This window comes from Marivirga sericea, assembly GCF_900177665.1.
GTDB lineage: Bacteria > Bacteroidota > Bacteroidia > Cytophagales > Cyclobacteriaceae > Marivirga > Marivirga sericea.
Genome location: NZ_FXAW01000003.1, coordinates 261,574 through 280,101, shown reverse-complemented (window position 1 = coordinate 280,101; position 18,528 = coordinate 261,574). Strand labels below are relative to the sequence as shown.

The window sequence follows — 18,528 nt, the reverse complement described above, 5'->3', positions numbered from 1 at the left end:
CAGAATTACGGGATATACAATTGAAAAGCTTGAAGCTTTTGTAAACAGTTAGATAAATTTTTGAATGGATAGCAAAAATGTCTTTCGAGATAAAAAAAAGCATGTTCTCTACTTTAGAAAAACATGCTTTAGTTTAAAAAGAACAATAATAGATACCTTATTCATCAATAGTTACATGTCCCCAATTATGGCCTTTTCTAATTCGATTCAATTGAGTATGTGTGATCCCAAACTGTCGTGCGATCTGACTATATCTAGTCTTTTCGTTTTTCAACATCTTTTTGATCACTCTTACATCTGATTCTGTTAGCTTATATCCGGTAATTCTTTTCTTTAAAACTTTTGGATTTTTATTATTATGATCAGCTAATTCTCTTTCAGAAACCCACTTTAGATTGCTTAAATGATTGTTGGCTTTGTCGTAGTCTAAGTGAGTGACATACACCTGATTGTCGTTATCTTTTGGGATAAATGATTCGGCAACCAAACGGTGTACATAATAGCTTTGAGTAATTCTTTTATCAAATCGAACCATGATAGCTTGATAGCCATTGACATTTGATCCTTTGATGATTTTTCCGGTTTCACGGGTCGAATAACTTTTGATTCTGCCGTAATTCGAGACTTCGTATTTAGCGTGAGGAAGATCCACATTAAATTCAATCTCTTTCCACTTTTCCAGTTTTGGATCCATGTTCTGTTTTAGTTATAGTTTTGCTTATTTATATTGAAATTAAAGGTAGGTAATTAAATTAATAAAAAAAATACCATAATTCTTAGATTAGTTATAACCGTACTTCTTTCGCCAAAGATTTTGCAGCTTTTGTCGAAAATCTTTCTCTCTAGCATTATCTTGAGGCTCGTAGAGGGTGTTTTTACTGATTTCATCAGGCATAAACTCTTGGTAAGCAAAATTTCCAGGAAAATCATGAGAATATTTATATCCGCTTCCATATTTCATATCTTTCATCAATTTCGTGGGTGCATTTCGTAAATGCAATGGAACGGATAAATCCCCGGTTTCTCGAACTAGCTGCCTAGCTTTTTTAATTGCTAGATAAGATGCATTGCTTTTTGGGGAACATGCTAAGTAAGTGACACATTGAGCCAACACTATTTCGGCTTCAGGATATCCAATCATGCTAACCGCTTGAAAAGTGTTGGTAGCGATTAATAAGGCATTAGGATTTGCAAGACCGATATCCTCCGAAGCTGAAATCAGTAATCTTCTTGCAATAAACTTTACATCTTCCCCACCTTCAATCATTCTTGCAAGCCAATATAGAGCAGCATTTGGATCGCTTCCTCTTATGCTTTTAATAAAAGCAGAAATGATGTCGTAATGTTGTTCGCCTGATTTGTCGTAAATCGCCATTCTATTTTGAGCAATTTCCTTTACTTGCTCATTGGTGATTTTAACTTTTTCCTCTTTACCATATGCGTCAATTACCAATTCGAATAAATTCAAGAGCTTTCGGGCATCGCCACCAGAGAGTTGAATCAGTGCTTCATATTCTTTGATTTCAATATTCAGCTCTTTTAATTTTTCATCATTTTTTAAAGCTGCATGGAGCAACCCTTTTAAATCCTCTAATTCCAATGCTTTTAGTGTATAAACTTGACATCTGGAAAGAAGTGCAGAATTTACTTCAAAGGATGGGTTTTCAGTAGTTGCGCCAATTAAGGTAATCACTCCTTTTTCCACAGCTCCTAATAAAGCATCTTGCTGGGATTTGTTGAAACGGTGTATTTCATCTATAAACAAAATTATTTTACCCGAACGGGATGCTCTTTGGATGACTTCCCTGACATCTTTTACACCAGCGCTTATGGCACTTAGTGTTTGAAAGGGGGCCTTTACTTGATTGGCTATTATATTTGCAATGGTAGTTTTGCCTACTCCAGGAGGTCCCCAAAAAATCATCGAAGGTATTTTCCCCTGCGCAATCGTCAATCTTAATACTCCTTTTTCCCCTACCAGATGTTGCTGCCCTACCAATTCTTCCAACTGAGTTGGACGCATCCTTTCTGCGAGTGGTTTATCTTCTCCAAATATCATACTATTTCCAATTTTAAATTGAGCCTATTCTAGCTTTGCAATACCATATTCTTTAAAACCTTGTAGGTTTCATTTTAGACGAATTAAGCCTTTAGTGCAATTACACGTTATTGTTAAGCATTTAGCTATTATTTACTACAAAAAAGCTATTGAGAATTTAAATTTTTGAATCCATCATTAAACTGCAATATCCACATATTCCATTAGTTTTGCCAAATGAATAAAACATGGCAAATTCATGGGGCACTTGCTTTAGTAGGCTTAATCTACGGTGCAAATTATGTGATTGCGAAAGGTGTAATGCCTAATTATATGAGTCCCAATGCCTTTATATTGTTAAGGGCAACAGTTGCGACCGCTCTTTTTTGGATTTATCATGCTTTCACTTCCTCAGAAAAGATAGTTAGGAAAAAGGATTATTGGCTATTTGCAAAATGTGCCGTTTTTGGTGTAATGGGCAATCAACTAATTTTCTTTAATGGATTAAGCTTGACAAGTCCTGTAAATGCCAGCATTATCATGACGGCTAACCCGATTATTGTTTTGGCGATTTCCTTTTGGTTATTGAATGAAAAAATAACTTGGCGTAAGATAATTGGGATTCTAATTGGTGCCTGTGGTGTAATTTTATTGGTGTTAAATAAAGAGGTTAGCATAGATAATGATGCCTTTTTGGGAGATATTTTTATTTTCTTGAATGCTACTTTTTATGGTATTTATTTGGTGATGGTCAAGCCACTGATGCAGAGATATGAGCCTATTACAGTCGTGAAATGGGTTTTTCTTTTTGGTACATTGATGATAATTCCTTTAGGACTCGTGCCGATTTTCAATGTGGAATTTCAAGCCTTTCCAGCTGATATTTGGTGGAGCATTGTTTACGTGATTATTGGAACCACTTTTCTAGCATATCTGCTGAATGCTATGGCTTTAAAGCATGTCAACTCAACGATTGTTGGTTATTACATCTACTTACAACCTGTTTTTGCTACACTTATTACCATTATCATTGGTCAAGAGGTCTTTCGTTGGGAAAAAAGCTTATTTGCATTGATGATATTTTTTGGAGTATATTTAGTGAGTCAACAAAAGAAACCTAAACATGCAAAAGAGACTAATTGAAATTAAATGGGGATTGATTTTCGTTATTATGATGCTACTCTGGATGTATTTTGAAAAAGCAATGGGCTGGCATGATGAAAATATTGCAGAGCATGCAGCTTACACCAATTTTGTTGCCATTCCATCTGTACTTGTGTATGTATTGGCGTTATTAGAGAAGCGCAGAAAGTATTTCAATAATGTGATGACTTGGAGGCAAGGCTTTATTTCTGGTATGGTTATAACGTTAGGAGTAGTCATATTGACTCCTTTCAGTCAACTTGTAACGCATGAATTAATTACGCCTGATTATTTTGAGAATGTTTCTGCCTATGCTGTAAATCAAGGCCAAATGACCCAAGAAGAGGCCAGTAATTACTTTAACTTGACCAGTTACTTGTGGCAAAGTGCAGTTTTTGCACTTATTGTTGGCACTTTGACTTCTGCTATTGTGGCCTTGTTTGTTAGAAGGAAGGCTTGATTTCTTGATTCTAACACATAAAAAGTTGAGATGCGTTTGATTATGAACTTTTAAATATACGGTATTCATAATCTAAAGTCACTTTTCTCTATACTTCCAATTTTTCCCCTTAATTTTACCGCATGGGAGAATTCTTTTATCGTTTGGGCATATCATTTTTAAGTCTTGGTGTTAAGATTTCTGCCTTATTCAATGCGAAGTCCAAAAAGTTCGTAGAAGGTAGAAGGGATCTTTTTCCTCATTTAGAAGAAAGATTTAAAGATGTTGACCAGCCTGTAGTCTGGTTTCACTGCGCGTCATTGGGCGAATTTGAGCAAGGAAGACCTGTGATGGAAGCATTTAAAAATGAGCATCCAGATTTCTTTATTTTGCTGACTTTCTTTTCACCCTCTGGTTATGAGGTACGAAAAAATTATGAATTGGCTGATTACATCTGTTACATGCCATTAGATACTGCAGAAAATGCCAAGCGATTTGTGGAGATAACTAATCCGAAGATAGGATTTTTTGTGAAGTATGAATTTTGGCATTATCACTTAAAAGCCTTAGCAAAGGCAGATTGCTGGGTATATTCTATTTCTGCCATATTTCGTTCGAATCAGCGTTTTTTTAAATTCCATGGAGACTTTTATCGCAAAATATTAAAGCATTTCGACCATATTTTCGTGCAAAATAAGAAGGTAGCTGCTTTGCTCAAGGGAATTCACATTCACAATGTTAGTGTAAGTGGTGATACTCGATTCGATAGGGTTAAATCCATAACAGATAGTATAAAGCCTCAAGATTTATTTACTGAATTTTCAAATGGACAATCAGTAGTAATTGGAGGCAGTACTTGGGATCCAGATATTAAAGTAATAGCACCTTTTTTACAACAAAATAGTAATTGGAAAGCCATTATAGCACCTCATGATATAAGCGAAACCAATTTGAAATTGCATGAAGAGATTTTGAAAATTCCAACCGAACGCTTTAGCAAGATCGAGGCTGTTGCTGCTGCAAATACAAGAGTCATTTTGATTGATAATATCGGAATGCTTTCGTCTCTATATCAATATGGTAAAATAGCATTTATAGGCGGTGCATTTGGAGATGGATTGCATAACACTCTGGAAGCTGCGTGTTTTGGATTGCCTGTTGTTTTTGGCAATAAAAACTATAAAAAGTTTCAAGAAGCTTTAGATTTATTGGAAAATGGAGGCGCTTTCCAAGTGGCGAATGCTAAAGATTTTCTATTTATTATGAATTCAGGCCAATTTAACATAGAAGAAGCCTCTAAAAATGCTTCGGAATACGTCAAGGAAAACATAGGAGCCACTGAAAAGATTATGAGATATATTGCGCCAATCGTTCAAAAAATGAAAGTATCATGATAAAAGGAAGAGTTTTCAAATCGACTGGAAGTTGGTACACTGTTTTTGCAGAAGAGCAATTCTACGAATGCAGATTGAGGGGTAAGCTCCGTTTGGATGATGAGAAAGTAACCAATCCTGTGGCGGTAGGAGATTGGGTGAGCATTGCGCCTGAAAATGAAAAGGAAGCGATTATTAAGGATGTTTTGCCTAGAGAAAATTATATCATCAGGAAATCCACTCGTAAAAAGAAACATAGCCATCGTTTGGCTGCTAACCTCGACCAAGCCGTTTTGGTAGTGACTTTGGCTTTCCCTAGAACTAGTTTGGGTTTTATTGATAGGTTCTTAGTAAGTTGCGAATCCTTTAGAATTCCCACTGTATTGCTATTTAACAAAGCCGATTTATTAGATGAAGAGGGCTTAGAATATTACGAAGCACTAAAATTTGATTATCAGGAATTAGGCTATAAGGTTTTGTTAGTGTCTGCCGAAGAAAATGTAGGTATGGAAGAATTGAAAGAAGTTTTAGAAGGAAAAACCTCGCTTTTTGCTGGTCATTCAGGAGTAGGGAAGTCAACCCTACTGAATTTAATTGCTCCTCATATTGATCAAAGAATTGGAGAGGTGTCTGAATCAGTTGGAAAAGGTGTGCATACCACTACTTTTGCAGAAATGTTTGAAGCCAGCAAGGGGACTTTTGTGATTGACACTCCGGGAATTAAAGAATTAGGATTGTGGGATATTGGTAACGAGGAATTAAGCCATTATTTCCCCGAAATGCGAGAATATATTGGAGAATGTAAATTTCATAATTGCACTCATACGCATGAACCAGGCTGTGCTTTTCGGGAAGCCATGGAAGAAGGGAAGATTGCCCCTAGCCGATATGAGAGCTATTTAAGTATTTTGGAGGATGAGGATAGTCATCGATGATGATTAAACCTTCACTGGAAATGTCGGACATCAACAATGACAGGATAAGGCTGTGATTAACCGCAAAGGTGCCAATTCGCAAAGAAAATAAGAAAAATATAAGGCCAGCTAAAAGCAGGAATTTAAACGCAAAAGAGTCAAAAAAAAACAAAAGGATTTTCGATAAAGCGAAAAATATGCCCTGTTTTACCTCCTAGTCTTAGCGTCTCGCTAAGATTGTAAGGAACAGGGACAAGATCTTAGCGAGACGCCAAGATCCGTGAAGCTTTGACGAGTTTAACTATTTCCTCATCACCACATCCGCAAAATACTTTTTATCATCATAAAAATACTTTTCCACATTTAAACCTGCTTCTTTTGCGATATCTTCAATCATATCCTCATCAAATTTTTGAGATACTTCCACGTGAATATGTTCCCAAGCCCTAAAATGAATGGTGGTATCAATGCCTTTTAAATAGACCGTTTGTTCTTTTTGAGAAATTAAGAAGCTTTTTGTGGTACCACTTTGAGGGTCATAAGACGGATAATGTTTAAATTCTGCTAAATCAAAATTAGCCTCTAATTCACTGTTAAGCCTTTTCAAGAGATTCATATTAAACTGGCGGGTAATGCCTTGTTGATCATTATAAGCGCTTCTGATCATATCGGGATCTTTTTTCATATCAAAGCCCATAATGATCTGGTCTCCTACTCTTAGTTTTTCGGCTATATGATTGATAAAAGTTTGTGCATCAGGAAGTGCAAAATTTCCAATATTTCCACCCATGAAAAGGACTACCATTGGGTTTTTCCTTTCTGCATTTAAAGCATCTAAGGCAGAAAAATACTCTTTGTTAATGGGTTTAATATCTAGTTCAGGAATTGACTTTTGCATTCTTTCTTGCAATAAGTTCAAAACATTCTCTGAAATATCAACAGGCTTATAATTGAAATTTGCTTTCTTTATTACGAAATGTTTTAAAAGAATTTCAGTTTTTAAACCATCTCCTGCACCAAATTCAATCAGGTTGAATCCATCAGCATCTGCTGAAATAATGGAAAGAATCTCATCTTTATATTTTTGAAATATATCAAACTCACAATTGGTGAGATAATATTCCGGCATGTTCATAATTTCTTGAAAGAGACGGTCTCCTTCAGCATCATAAAAAAGCCAACTAGGGAGTGATTTTTCTTTTTGTGTGAGTCCTTCTTTTACAGCATCTGCCACGGAGAAGTTGATTTTATCAGTTGTTGTCATAAATCTTTTGCTAATCTTATTCCGCTGAAATGCCATTGTAAATGCGGATGAAAGAAATTTCTGTATGTTTTTCTTGAATGATTAATTGATGTAGCTCGAGAAGCACCGCGCATCACCATTTGGTTTACCATGAATTTTCCATTGTATTCTCCGATGGCCCCTGAAGGTTTTTTGTATCCAGGATAGGGGAGATATGCACTGCCGGTATGCTCCCATCGTTTTCCCCAATCAAATAAGTTGGAAGCGGTTTCCCATTCAAATTCTGTTGGTAAGCGCAATCCTTTCCATTCTGCGAATGCATAAGCTTCATAAAAACTAATATGCATTAATGGAGCTGATTCATCGATGGGCTTTAAGCCGGCCAAAGTGTAATAATGCCATTTTCCGTCTATCTTATGCCAATACAGTGGAGTTGAAATCCCACTTTCTTCTAACCAAGCTCGAGCATCTGAATGCCAATAGGCATGGTTTTCATAGCCTTTTGCTTCTATAAATTCAGCATATTCTCCATTCGTTACGAGTTGGTTAGCGATTTTGGCGCCTTCCAAATGGACTTCATGGTAATTATGCTCGTTATCGAAAGAAAAGCCTTTACCGTCAAAGCCGATTTTATAATTCCCCTTATTGATTTGTACCCAATCATGTTCCCAATCTTCAGTAAAGTATTCTTCAAAACCTTTGTCATAAACTGGGAATAATGGATTGTGTCCTAAAATATATTTGATGTCATAAAACAGCAACTCTTGGTGTTGCTGCTCATGATTAAAGCCAATTTCTAGAATGTTTTTCATCTCATCAGTAATGATTTGAGACAATAATTTCCCAACAGCTATGTCCACATATCTTCTATACTGATAGATCTCCTCAACAGTTGGGCGGGTCATATTTCCTCTGTTAGGGCGCAACATTCTTTCACCAGCGCTCACATAATAGCTGTTAAAAAGAAAAGCGAATTGAGGATGAAATTCTTTATAGCCTTTAGCGAATTCCTTGAGTAAGAAGGTTTCGAAAAACCAAGTAGTGTGTGCTAAATGCCATTTGGGAGGACTTACATCGGAAGTTGGTTGCGCAACATAATCTTCAGTTTGTAGTGGCTCGCAAATGCCTTCAGTGGTTTTTCTGATTTCGTTATAGCGATTAAGATAGTTTTCCATAGAAACTTTAAACTAATAATTTCTCCTTCAAAAAGGGAGGAAAATATTAAATTCCTTTTGTTAAAGGCAGTAAAATGTAGTCTTAAAGACCTTTTAATTATAAACTGTGAGCTTATAGATAAGTTTTACTGGAAGTATAAAAATAACAGAAAGTGCATTTTTTTAGTCTTAATAGCTCTAGGAATAGATTTTTTCAATTTACCCTGTCAATTCCTACATAGTACAGATCAAAACCTCCTAAGCCTGCCGGTCTGTTGGATGAAAAGATCATCAAATCATTAGTGAATTCTCCGCTTTGAGGCCTAATTATTGGGCGGTATTCATCATGCTCAGAATTAATTTCGGCTCCAAAATTTTCTGGTTTAGTCCATTCTCCATTTGTTTTTTGAGAATAGTAAAGGTCAAATCCTCCAAACCCTCCAGGTCTGTTGGAAGAAAACACCATGAAATCCTCCAGGATAAATGGACATTTGTCATCCGATGAGGAATTTAATGCATCAATAGTTCTAGGGGTTTTTTCCGAATTGTCATACAATCTATCGAGCAAGTTTAGAGAATTATCTAGTTCAACATTAAATATATCAAACTGCCCATTTCGATCACTGCACCAGTAAATTTGGCTGCTGTCTTTATTAAATGCAGGATAGTAGTCGTTGAATTCAGAATTTAAATAGGAAATAGGAGCAATGGAGTCATAATTCATATTATTTAAATTATGAGTGAATCTGATATCAAAGTCTCCGAATTCATCACTGGCATATAATAGTATTCTTTCCCCGCCATTGCCAAAAGGAAATCTAGTCGTTAGGTAGGGTCCAAATTCAGTAAAAGGGCTATTGATTTTTCTTAAAGCATTTTTTAAATCTGCATTTTCAGTAAAGACATCCATATTCCCATTTGTTTCTTCCTCTATTTGAAATTCGCCAGATGACTTGGAGAAATTAAACCTTATAAGCTTGTAAATGATGTCATATTCTCCGCCTGCGGATCGTCTATTGGAAGAAAAACATATAGGGAATGTTTCTCCTAATACTGGAGATGTCGAATTGTAATCATCGTACTCAGAATTGATAAAGTCGAGATTAACGGGAGTAGTAGGAATTGTGGCGGTATTAAATTTGTAGCCCCAAATTTCATTGCAGGAATAAAGAATAGGTAGAAAGAGCAGGAATGCAAAAGTCTTTTTCATGTCGGTTCTATTTATTACGATAACTGTAAAAAGTGGTGATTAGGTTTTATTATCACAGATAAGCTATTTGAATTAAAGCTTATTCACATGAAATAGACACGGTAAAAGAGTTTTTGGCTGGAATTTAGTTGCAAGTAAGTAATAATAGAGATCTTTTAGCCACTAATTAGGGTCTACTTCAAACGACACTGATGGAGATGCTTATTATTCAATTAAAGTCACTTAGATGTTTTTTTTCACTATTAATCAGTAGAAGCTTCATGAGTATTTAATAAAATACTTCCAGAAGAAAAATCCCACAAAATAGGAAAGCGTTAATTTTAATGTTTAATGTATTTATGTTTTTCAATAAAGTACTTACCCAAAAAGTCTAATGCATAGCATTACATAAAATCATTAAATTTAGGACATATAACATTATCATGGATGTTTCTTAATCGCACTCTGTAATTAATCATAAATTCATGCGTACCATTAGAAGCTTTCAGTATATCTGAAGTAGTCCAGTCATAAGAATAGCTAAAATGAAAAGACTCGCTTAATTTAAAATCGATGTAGGAAACAACCGCATCAATATTCCTATAGGATACACCTACATTAAGAAGATCATAAAAGATCACACTAGTGTTTATATCAAAGTTAAGTGGAGCGCCTTCTTGGCCTCTAATAAGAACAGACGGCTGTATTTTTACAGTTTTATCTAGATTTAATGGAAGCATTAAGCCTCCATGCATATAGTAATAACGAGCTGATCTTATTTCATTAAAAGCATTTTCAATATCAATATTTGCAAATCCGTTATTTAACAGAAAAGGAACAGAAAAACCTGCGAATAGGGTTTTATTGTAAAAATAAACCCCAGTTCCAAAATTTGGCTTTAGATTTCCACTTACATTAGCAAAGGAATTATCACCAGGGTCATCTAAATTAAGTTTGCTATAATCTGCTGAAAGAATATTGAGGCCCGCTTGCACACCCATGGCCAATTTTCCTTTAGGAGTCTTAATGATGAAAGAATAGCTACCGTAAATATTTTGATTCGAGTAACTACCGATACGATCATCATTAATAAGTAGACCTAGCCCCATTCTTTCGTCCATCAGAGAGGTGTGTGCACTAAAAAACAACGTTTTAGGTGCTCCGTCAAAATTCACCCATTGATTTCTATACATGGCAGATGCACTTAACTGTACATGACTTCCAGCATAGGCAGGGTTTAAAATCAGCCCATTGAATATGTATTGTGAATAAATAGGATATTGCTGGGCCTTTATAGATCCTGCCAACAATAAGAAGGAAATCAGGATAAATAAAGACTTATTTTTAATATAACTAGTAGACATTATTTCTAATTTACTATTTCTAAATAACCATTTACAATTTTGGAACCATCTTTCTTATCAATCACGTAAAAATAGGTGCCATCTGGTAAATTTTCCCCTAATATATTAATACCTCTATTAGATACACCATCAAATTTGATATTGTTGTTATCATAGCCATTTCCTTGATACACCAGCGTTCCTGCTCTGTTGTAGATTTTTACAACATTGTCTGGGTATAGCGTTATACAATCGATTTTGAAAAAACTATTAGCACCATCTCCATTTCTTGAGATACCATTAAATGCACTGATCTCTGATAGAATCTGAATATCTTCTTCAACACTACATCCCTTTGCAGTGCTTACTCTTACTCTGTAATCACCGGCAGGAACTCCTGATAAGTTAGGCCCTGTGGTAATAAGCGAACCAAAACTATTGTACCATTCGATTCTTTCCACCTCTACTCCTCCGCTTATAAATACAGTCGCTTCACCATTGTCTTGATTGCAATTTGCTTCCCGTGTTTCAATATTTAACTCAGGGAAGCTCAACTCTTCAATTATTTCAGCGCTTACTGCTGCAGAAATACATCCAGTTCTTATATCAGTGGCTACTACTGTGTAGGTTCCAGCTGCCAAATCAGTTATTCTATCACCAGTAGCAAATCCTGTTCCGCTTGAGTTTTCTCCTCTGTACCAATCAAAAGTATAATTACCGGTATTTCCGCCAACATCTACTCTCATTGCTCCATTATCAATTTGACAATGGGTGTCATTAGCTAATATTTCGATACTAGGATCTTCAACTGTAGGGATGTCAGAAGAAATCGTGATACTTACTTCATTGGAACACTGCGTTAGATTGTTAGTAGCTAGAACCGTATACGTTCTGTCTTCCATCTCAGAGTATTCGGGCCCAATATGAATAACGGTACCACTTGCAGAATTCCCTTCAAACCACTCGAAAGTGTAGCCTATAAAGCCACCATCGACTGATGCTTTTGCAGCTCCGTTTGCTATGGTCACATCACAAACTGTTAATGGTGCGGTTTGCTCTAATACAAGTGCAGGTATTATTTGATCGTTGGGTACTACCAGTGTTGCGGTATTCTCGCAGAAAGTATCAGTAGTATCGGTTACAACGATAGTATATTCTCCAGCTGGAAGGCCATTTATTTCTTTAGTATTTCCTATAGAATTACCGCTAGCATCGGTCCAATTATAGGTATAACCACCTATAGAAGTAACCGTAGCAAAGACGGATCCATTAGGTGCATCGCAATTGGTAACTGCGGTTGCAGAAGTTGAGATATTAACTGAATTCAGTTCAGTTACTAATTCGTAAGTTTCTGTGTAGATACAATTTGAGACACTGTCAGTAATTTCTACTGTATAAAATCCTTCGGGTAAATCTACATAGTCCGGACCGGTCTGTACTACGGGGCCAGAAGCTATTTCTCCGTTATACCAGTTATAGGAAAAAGAGGTTGCAGGAGCAGATGCGGTTACACGTAATTCGCCTAATCCAGGAGTCACACATCTTTGTGGATGCTCGAAATCTACCGTAATAGTAGGTATGACAATCTCATTCTCTATTGAGAATTCAGTTAATGATGTTTCACAACCCGAAACGTTACTTATTGCCTTCACAAAGTAGGAACCTTCTGGAATACTTGCTATTGTATCTGTATTATTTGGTGAGGATTCGTTAGGTAGTTGATTACCATCTGCATCATACCATTCGAATATATAATCGTTTTTGTCTGCTACAATACCGTTTTCGTAAACATTGTTTACGGTCACCTCGCTATCATTGAAATCACATCTTGTTATCGGTGAAATATCTAGTTCACTTGAAGGGATTGAAACAATGATAGGATTGTCAACAATACTAAATGTACGGATGGTGGAGCATTCTGTAGCTTCATTAAAAACCTCTACTGTATAACTCCCGCCAAATACACCATTGGCAATTTCACCATTGACTCCCGCTGCTGTTCCAACATTGGTTCCCAGAGGTGTGGATGTATCAGTTCCTTCATACCAATTTATTCTGTACAAGGATGGAGAAGCTCCATTGTCAATGCTGACTTCTAAGGAGCCGTTAGCTAATGAATTTGTACAATGCGTATTAGGTACGCGGCTAATGATATTTACAATTGGGTCAGTTGCATCTAACTCAATTTCGGCAAAAGAATAAACTGAACAACTTCCTAGGGCCGGCGTTGATAATGCCTCAACCGTATAATTTCCCTCGCTTAAACCAGTAAAAGTATAGGTCGCAACTCCGGTAACTCCTGGTTGACTATCAATGGTGTTAGTGATGTCATCTTCCTCATAAAGGTTGATGGTATAATCAAACGCATCAATCGCTGCAGTCGTAGGAGTTAATTCCACTGTTATACTACCTTCATCATTAGGATCACATGTTGTAGTATTGGTTACTGTTATTGTTTCTAAATTCGGAGCATCTACAAAAGGTAAATTAAATATTCTTGAATTGGAACATCCATTATCTAAGTCAGTTGCTACCACTGTATATAAACCAGAAAATAAATTGCTTGCTCGAGACGGACCTGAAATTACGGTTTCAGATAGAAAGGGGGTTCCAATAGTTGTATTTCCGGCATACCATTCATATAAAAAGCCCGAAGTGTTATTTGGAGAACTTGCTTCTACTTCTAAAACACCATTATCAGTTGAACAATCACTAGGCAAAGCGAGCACATTATCATTTTGAGTGATGGCAATTATAGCTTGATCGATTACCTCAACAGTTATAGGATCAGCCAAACAGTTTCTATTGTTATTGAGTGCTTGTACGGTATAAAAACCAGGCTCTTGATTATCTAATACATTACTTGATTCTCCTTCTATCTCTAAAGAGTTATCAACCTGATCACCTTCGTACCAAAAGAATGTATAATCGCTTACATTATCTAAATCAACGGATGCTTCTACTCTTCCGTTAAATGGATTACAGGTAGTTACAGGACTTGTTGTAGCGCTTAGATTTGGAATTACGATATTGTTGTTGATGGTAACTCTATCGGTTGTGAAGCATCCTGTATCATTATTTGTCACTTTTACCGTATATTCACCACCGCCTAAACCCTCTAAGGACAGCCCGCTTCCAATAGCAGTACCCGTAGCACTTGCTCCAGCAAACCATTCAATGGTGTGTTCTGATGGATTACCTACTATTGAAACTGTAACTGTTCCGTTTGGATCGTTAGGATCACATGAATTGTTTTCTGTACTTGTTATCGAATCAATTTCAGGAGATAATGTTTGATCGATAACTACTGTTACTAGAGCTGACTCGCAATTGGTGATGTTATCAGTGACTTTCACGGTATAACTTCCTTGCGGTAAATTATTAACTGTGCTACTGGTAAAATCAGCAGTTGGTTTTTCACTGGTTCCGATATACCACTCGAAAGTATATCCGGTAGTTGAACCTCCAACGTTGGCCGAAATGACTCCAGTATCTGTGTCAGAACAAGCAATGTCAGTTGCTGTAGCTGTGACTACAGGAGTAACGGTCTCATCTGGCACTTGTGCGGATTCAATCGTTTGACAGCCCGTTGCTTTCTCTGTTATTAAGACAGTGTAAGTAGCTGATTCTAGATTATTTGCAACGTGACTATTACTGATTTGTAAGCCCCCTCCCACTGTGTTTCCTTCGTACCATTCATAATCAAAATTCCCTACTGGCTCACCGCCATTAATACTCACTGTTAATTGTCCGTTAGGGTTTCTACAATTATCATTTCCTCTATCCACGGTAATGTTAGCAGTAACATCTCTTGCGCTTTCACTGATGACAACCTGTACGGTATCTGAACTACATCCTGCTATTTTATCTGAAGCAAAAACAGTGTAAGTTCCTGCACTCAGATCAGTGTAGATAGCGCCTGTATAGTCAGGCGTGCCATCAACGGTTGTGCCATTGAACCAAAAGAAATCGTAATCGGATGTTACTTCAGTACCTCCAACTAATCTGAATACTCTGGCAGATCCGTTTGGAGGAACACCTCCTGACGCACATACAATATTATTTGTCGTTTCCGTTGAAAGTGTAAATGGAATCGGGTTCACTGCTGCAGAAACAATATTATTAGCGTAACTACATTCTAAAAAATTTGAGGCAGGAAAACTTATGGGGGTTGGTGTAGTAGATCCATTATCATTCAAAGACGCATAAAGTGTAAAAGGTCCACCAGTCCCATCTATTAAGAGGTCAACAGCTGAGCCAACATTTCCTACTGCAAAATTATTAAGGGTTATAAATACAGTATTTAACTTATTTGTACCTGCAATTAAAGGATCACCGTCATAGAAAGTGATGGGAACATCACCCGATAATGGAACATCTCCAATATTTTCAAAATCAAAACTCACTGTAAACTGTTCATCCGGGCAATTTGGAGGAGTAACTGAGAGCGTGCTTTCTAGTATATTCAAATCTGGAGAAGCATATGTTGGACAACCATCTGAACTTAGGAAGGGGGATTGATTTAGAAAGCTATTCAAAGGACGAACAGCACCTGCAGCACAAGTTCCATTAGAAAATACCAATTGATGCTTTTGTTGATTTTGAGGGACGGTTAAGTCATCATTTATATTAACATTGAAATAAGCATGCTGATTCCAGACTCTTCTGGCTGGTACCCAAGGTTCTCCTCCCGATTTATAAATTCTCACTTCTGCAGGATCATTTATACCTAAATTTCTTCCTGGGGTTGCGGCATTATGAGTTTCGGTCGTACAAACTACGCAAATTTCAGTGGAGCCATCGGCATCCACATCTGCGACAATGGGATATTCAACAGAAGTTCTTGAGCGACAATGAATTTGGGTGTTCACACTACCATCATTTCCATTGATGATATACAAATAATCTTCATCTCGGTACACTACCTCTGACTGGCCATCACCATTAAAATCAAAAAGGGTACAGCCCGTAATGCCTGAGGTTTCTTCATTAACAACTGTTGGGGCAGGATCTCCAAATGCATCAACCCATAATGGTTCCCAATTTTCGTCTAAGGCATAAAGGAATTGTCCGGAAACAAAAGCAGCATTTAACTGACCATCGCCATCTAAATCGGCTATATTAACTCTACCCATTCCTCTTTGCCAGCCAAATTGATAAGTACCAGTACCTATAGGGTCATTAAAAACCTTTGCCGTATTATTGATTACATCCCAGAAAAAAACACTGGATACGTTTCCTCCATTAGCACCCGTGATGATGACATCAAGATTTCCATCTAAGTTATAATCAGCTATTGAAGTAGTTGAACTTTGTGCAGAAGCAAAACTATTATTTTTTGTTTGATATGCGGTAGGCATAGTAGCTAATAGCGTTAAGGTGCCCACATCCTGCGTTCTTCCATTGAGTTCAACTGCATAAATTCTATTACCCAAAACTAATTCCAAATCAGCATCACCCACTATGTCAACAGCAACTCCACCACTAGGGATATTATTCCAGTTTCCAGTAGTAGAAGCTACTATTCTGGTTCCCGTTACTGGATCTCTAATTTCATCTTTATAATACATTTCTGCTTGACCATCTCGATCAAAATCTGCGAAACTTACAAACACAGGATCTTGATTAAATCTCTCAGAAACCCATAATTCATTTAGTTCGCAGTCGAAAGATCTAATCCTATAATCACTACCGTTATTTTCGTTTATAATAAACACTTCTCCACAATTGTCATCTTGCAGATTTGCTATTGCAGCCGATCTAAAAGAAGGATTGTTGGTTGTAGCCTGATGCTTTATAGTGGCGTCATCACCATTAAGAATATAAATCCTATCATCACCTTGATTAGTAGAAAGAATTTCAGGGATTCCGTCTCTATCCAAATCACCTATAGCTATCCGACTAAGATTTAAACTTGCATCATTATTAGATTGGTAACCCAAAGAAAGCGTAAATTGAGGAAATTCAGAGGGTTCAGCCTGGCAAGAAGCATCATTCCCTAGGTAGAAACCGTCACAGGCACTATTGTCGGAGCAATCCGAATCAAAACAATCTGTAAAACCATCTCCATCATTATCAATGCCGTCATTGCAGATCTCTTGGGCATTAGCAAGAGTAATCGAAAAAGACGCAAAAAGGGATAGTAGTAAAAATTTTCTCATAGCAGTGTGAATTTACGAATCAATATACTATATGGATTTGAATTAATATGCATATTAATAATAATAAGGATATAACTATTAGCTCAATCTAAATAATAACCACATATGTAATAAATTCGATATTATTAATAAAAAAATCGATGAAAAGCCGATTTTTACTAAGCAATGCAGTAAAATATTAGATCAAATATAGAAGTTTTTTGAATTCATGTCTTTTATCGATAGGGTGATTCTTTGCATTTCAACGAAAGAAAATGGTAGCTCCTATTACGAGACTTTAATTATAATTCTAAAATTTCATTTGGTCAGATTCTACTTTTTTAATTGATGCCAAGTCTTTTGGTGTTCTACTTACATCTCAAAAATTAGATCAGAAATATTGGTGCAAATCACCGGTCAATTATATTTTTATATTGCTAAGTTTTACCAAGCACCTTCTAACTACACGAACTTGATCGAAGGTAAAATTCATTCGGCAGAATCTTCAAAGATAGTGTTTCAGTCTAACAATGTGCTAAATATTAGGCCAAAGCTATTGATTTTTATAATAAATCTTCTTTTCCTTTTTACCTTTGTTTTTAATGTCGAAAACATAAGCAACTGAAATCTCTAAAGCTTGATTTCTTGCTCTTAGATTGTCCTCGTAGCTTATAACATTACTGAATTGTGCGTCCTCTCTTGCCATGTAGCTATGACCCCATTTATATCTAATATCAATCATCAGTGAGTAACCTGGCATGGGCTCCAGCACTATACCTGTTGAAAGAATTAAACCCACCTGTACTTTATTTACTTCAGGATAATATAAGCCTCCATATTCAGGATTTGCTGGCACGTCTTTAAAAATAATTTTATAATCAAGTTCCTCAATAGCTTCCTCTCTTAATTCTTCAGACTGCAAGATTCCATTTCCACCCAGCCAAAAGTTCACATCTGGACCTGCCCCCACATACCATTTGAACGTTCTGTTAAATAAAGCATTTTTGAAATCTAATTTGTATACGATTGGAGTATTCAAATGATGGTACTTAGCATAATTCTTAAATGAAGGGCCACTAATTCCATCTATTTTTTTTCCTGTTTGGGTATACATGATATCAAGCTGAACTAAAAACCTTTTTTGTACCTTGTAAGCGGCCGTTATTCCAGCACTGTATCCAAATGCAGGTTTTTTTTCAAATTGTTCAGTATCAAAGTCCTCGTATCGCATCCACGATATATTTGCGGCTGTTTTAGCCCCAATCAGAACTTGCGCTCTTAAAGACTTTGCATTAAATGCTGATAAAATGGCAATTAATAGAAAGATAGCGATGGGTTTCAAGAATATTATATTTTGATTGTTGTTAATATTAAGTCGTCTATACATAAATACGCATGCTTCCAACGTTAAAAGTAATTAAATGTGTACACTATCCTTTAATAATTGCTTAAAAATATTTTTATATTTGTTAATTCATATGCTGTTAATTGAATATGTATTTAATATATTGCCTTTTATTGTGCTGGTAGTAGTTCTTTAATCATTTACAGA

General features: G+C 36.3%; 12 protein-coding genes. 4 read left to right on the top strand and 8 right to left on the bottom strand.

Annotated features, from left to right (window positions below):
- Positions 1–157 precede the first annotated feature (157 nt).
- Both B9Y84_RS08870 and B9Y84_RS08865 read right to left on the bottom strand, forming a co-directional pair.
- Positions 158–694, bottom strand: coding sequence for an NUMOD4 domain-containing protein (locus B9Y84_RS08870; protein WP_085516729.1), 537 nt, complete (start codon positions 692–694; stop codon positions 158–160).
- Positions 695–781: 87 nt separating this feature from the next.
- Positions 782–2,059 carry a replication-associated recombination protein A gene (locus B9Y84_RS08865; protein WP_085516728.1) on the bottom strand — a complete coding sequence of 426 codons (1,278 nt, stop codon included), beginning with the start codon at positions 2,057–2,059 and terminating at the stop codon, positions 782–784.
- 216 nt (positions 2,060–2,275) lie between these two features.
- Here B9Y84_RS08865 and B9Y84_RS08860 point away from each other — a divergent pair, with 216 nt between their 5' ends.
- The 4 genes from B9Y84_RS08860 to rsgA all read left to right on the top strand — a co-directional run bounded on the left by B9Y84_RS08860 (position 2,276) and on the right by rsgA (position 5,928).
- Positions 2,276–3,181, top strand: coding sequence for a DMT family transporter (locus B9Y84_RS08860; protein WP_085516727.1), 906 nt, complete (start codon positions 2,276–2,278; stop codon positions 3,179–3,181).
- Positions 3,162–3,641 (top strand): DUF4199 domain-containing protein, encoded by a 480-nt coding sequence (locus B9Y84_RS08855; RefSeq protein ID WP_085516726.1) that lies wholly within the window; start codon positions 3,162–3,164, stop codon positions 3,639–3,641. The genes B9Y84_RS08860 and B9Y84_RS08855 overlap by 20 nt, the downstream gene beginning before the upstream one ends.
- Positions 3,642–3,763: 122 nt before the next feature.
- Entirely contained in the window at positions 3,764–5,014 is a 1,251-nt protein-coding gene (locus B9Y84_RS08850; protein WP_085516725.1) for a 3-deoxy-D-manno-octulosonic acid transferase, read from the top strand.
- Positions 5,011–5,928, top strand: a complete 918-nt coding sequence (gene rsgA / locus B9Y84_RS08845) for a ribosome small subunit-dependent GTPase A (protein WP_085516724.1) — start codon at positions 5,011–5,013, stop codon at positions 5,926–5,928. The genes B9Y84_RS08850 and rsgA overlap by 4 nt, the downstream gene beginning before the upstream one ends.
- 280 nt (positions 5,929–6,208) lie before the next feature.
- Here the strand turns inward: rsgA and B9Y84_RS08840 are convergent, their stop codons facing one another.
- The 6 genes from B9Y84_RS08840 to B9Y84_RS08815 form a co-directional block, all read right to left on the bottom strand.
- Complete coding sequence (locus tag B9Y84_RS08840) at positions 6,209–7,171, bottom strand: L-histidine N(alpha)-methyltransferase (protein WP_085516723.1); 963 nt, start codon at positions 7,169–7,171, stop codon at positions 6,209–6,211.
- Positions 7,168–8,325, bottom strand: coding sequence for an ergothioneine biosynthesis protein EgtB (gene egtB / locus B9Y84_RS08835; RefSeq protein ID WP_085516722.1), 1,158 nt, complete (start codon positions 8,323–8,325; stop codon positions 7,168–7,170). Before egtB ends, B9Y84_RS08840 begins: the two co-directional genes overlap by 4 nt.
- Positions 8,326–8,518: 193 nt before the next feature.
- Positions 8,519–9,514 carry a TolB family protein gene (locus B9Y84_RS08830; RefSeq protein WP_085516721.1) on the bottom strand — a complete coding sequence of 332 codons (996 nt, stop codon included), beginning with the start codon at positions 9,512–9,514 and terminating at the stop codon, positions 8,519–8,521.
- Between the two features lie 383 nt (positions 9,515–9,897).
- On the bottom strand, positions 9,898–10,857 hold the full coding sequence (locus B9Y84_RS08825) for a PorP/SprF family type IX secretion system membrane protein (protein ID WP_085516720.1): 960 nt from the start codon (positions 10,855–10,857) through the stop codon (positions 9,898–9,900).
- A gap of 5 nt (positions 10,858–10,862) precedes the next feature.
- Positions 10,863–16,997 (bottom strand): T9SS type B sorting domain-containing protein, encoded by a 6,135-nt coding sequence (locus tag B9Y84_RS08820; protein ID WP_085516719.1) that lies wholly within the window; start codon positions 16,995–16,997, stop codon positions 10,863–10,865.
- 532 nt (positions 16,998–17,529) lie between these two features.
- Positions 17,530–18,363, bottom strand: coding sequence for an outer membrane beta-barrel protein (locus tag B9Y84_RS08815; protein ID WP_085516718.1), 834 nt, complete (start codon positions 18,361–18,363; stop codon positions 17,530–17,532).
- Positions 18,364–18,528 lie beyond the last annotated feature (165 nt).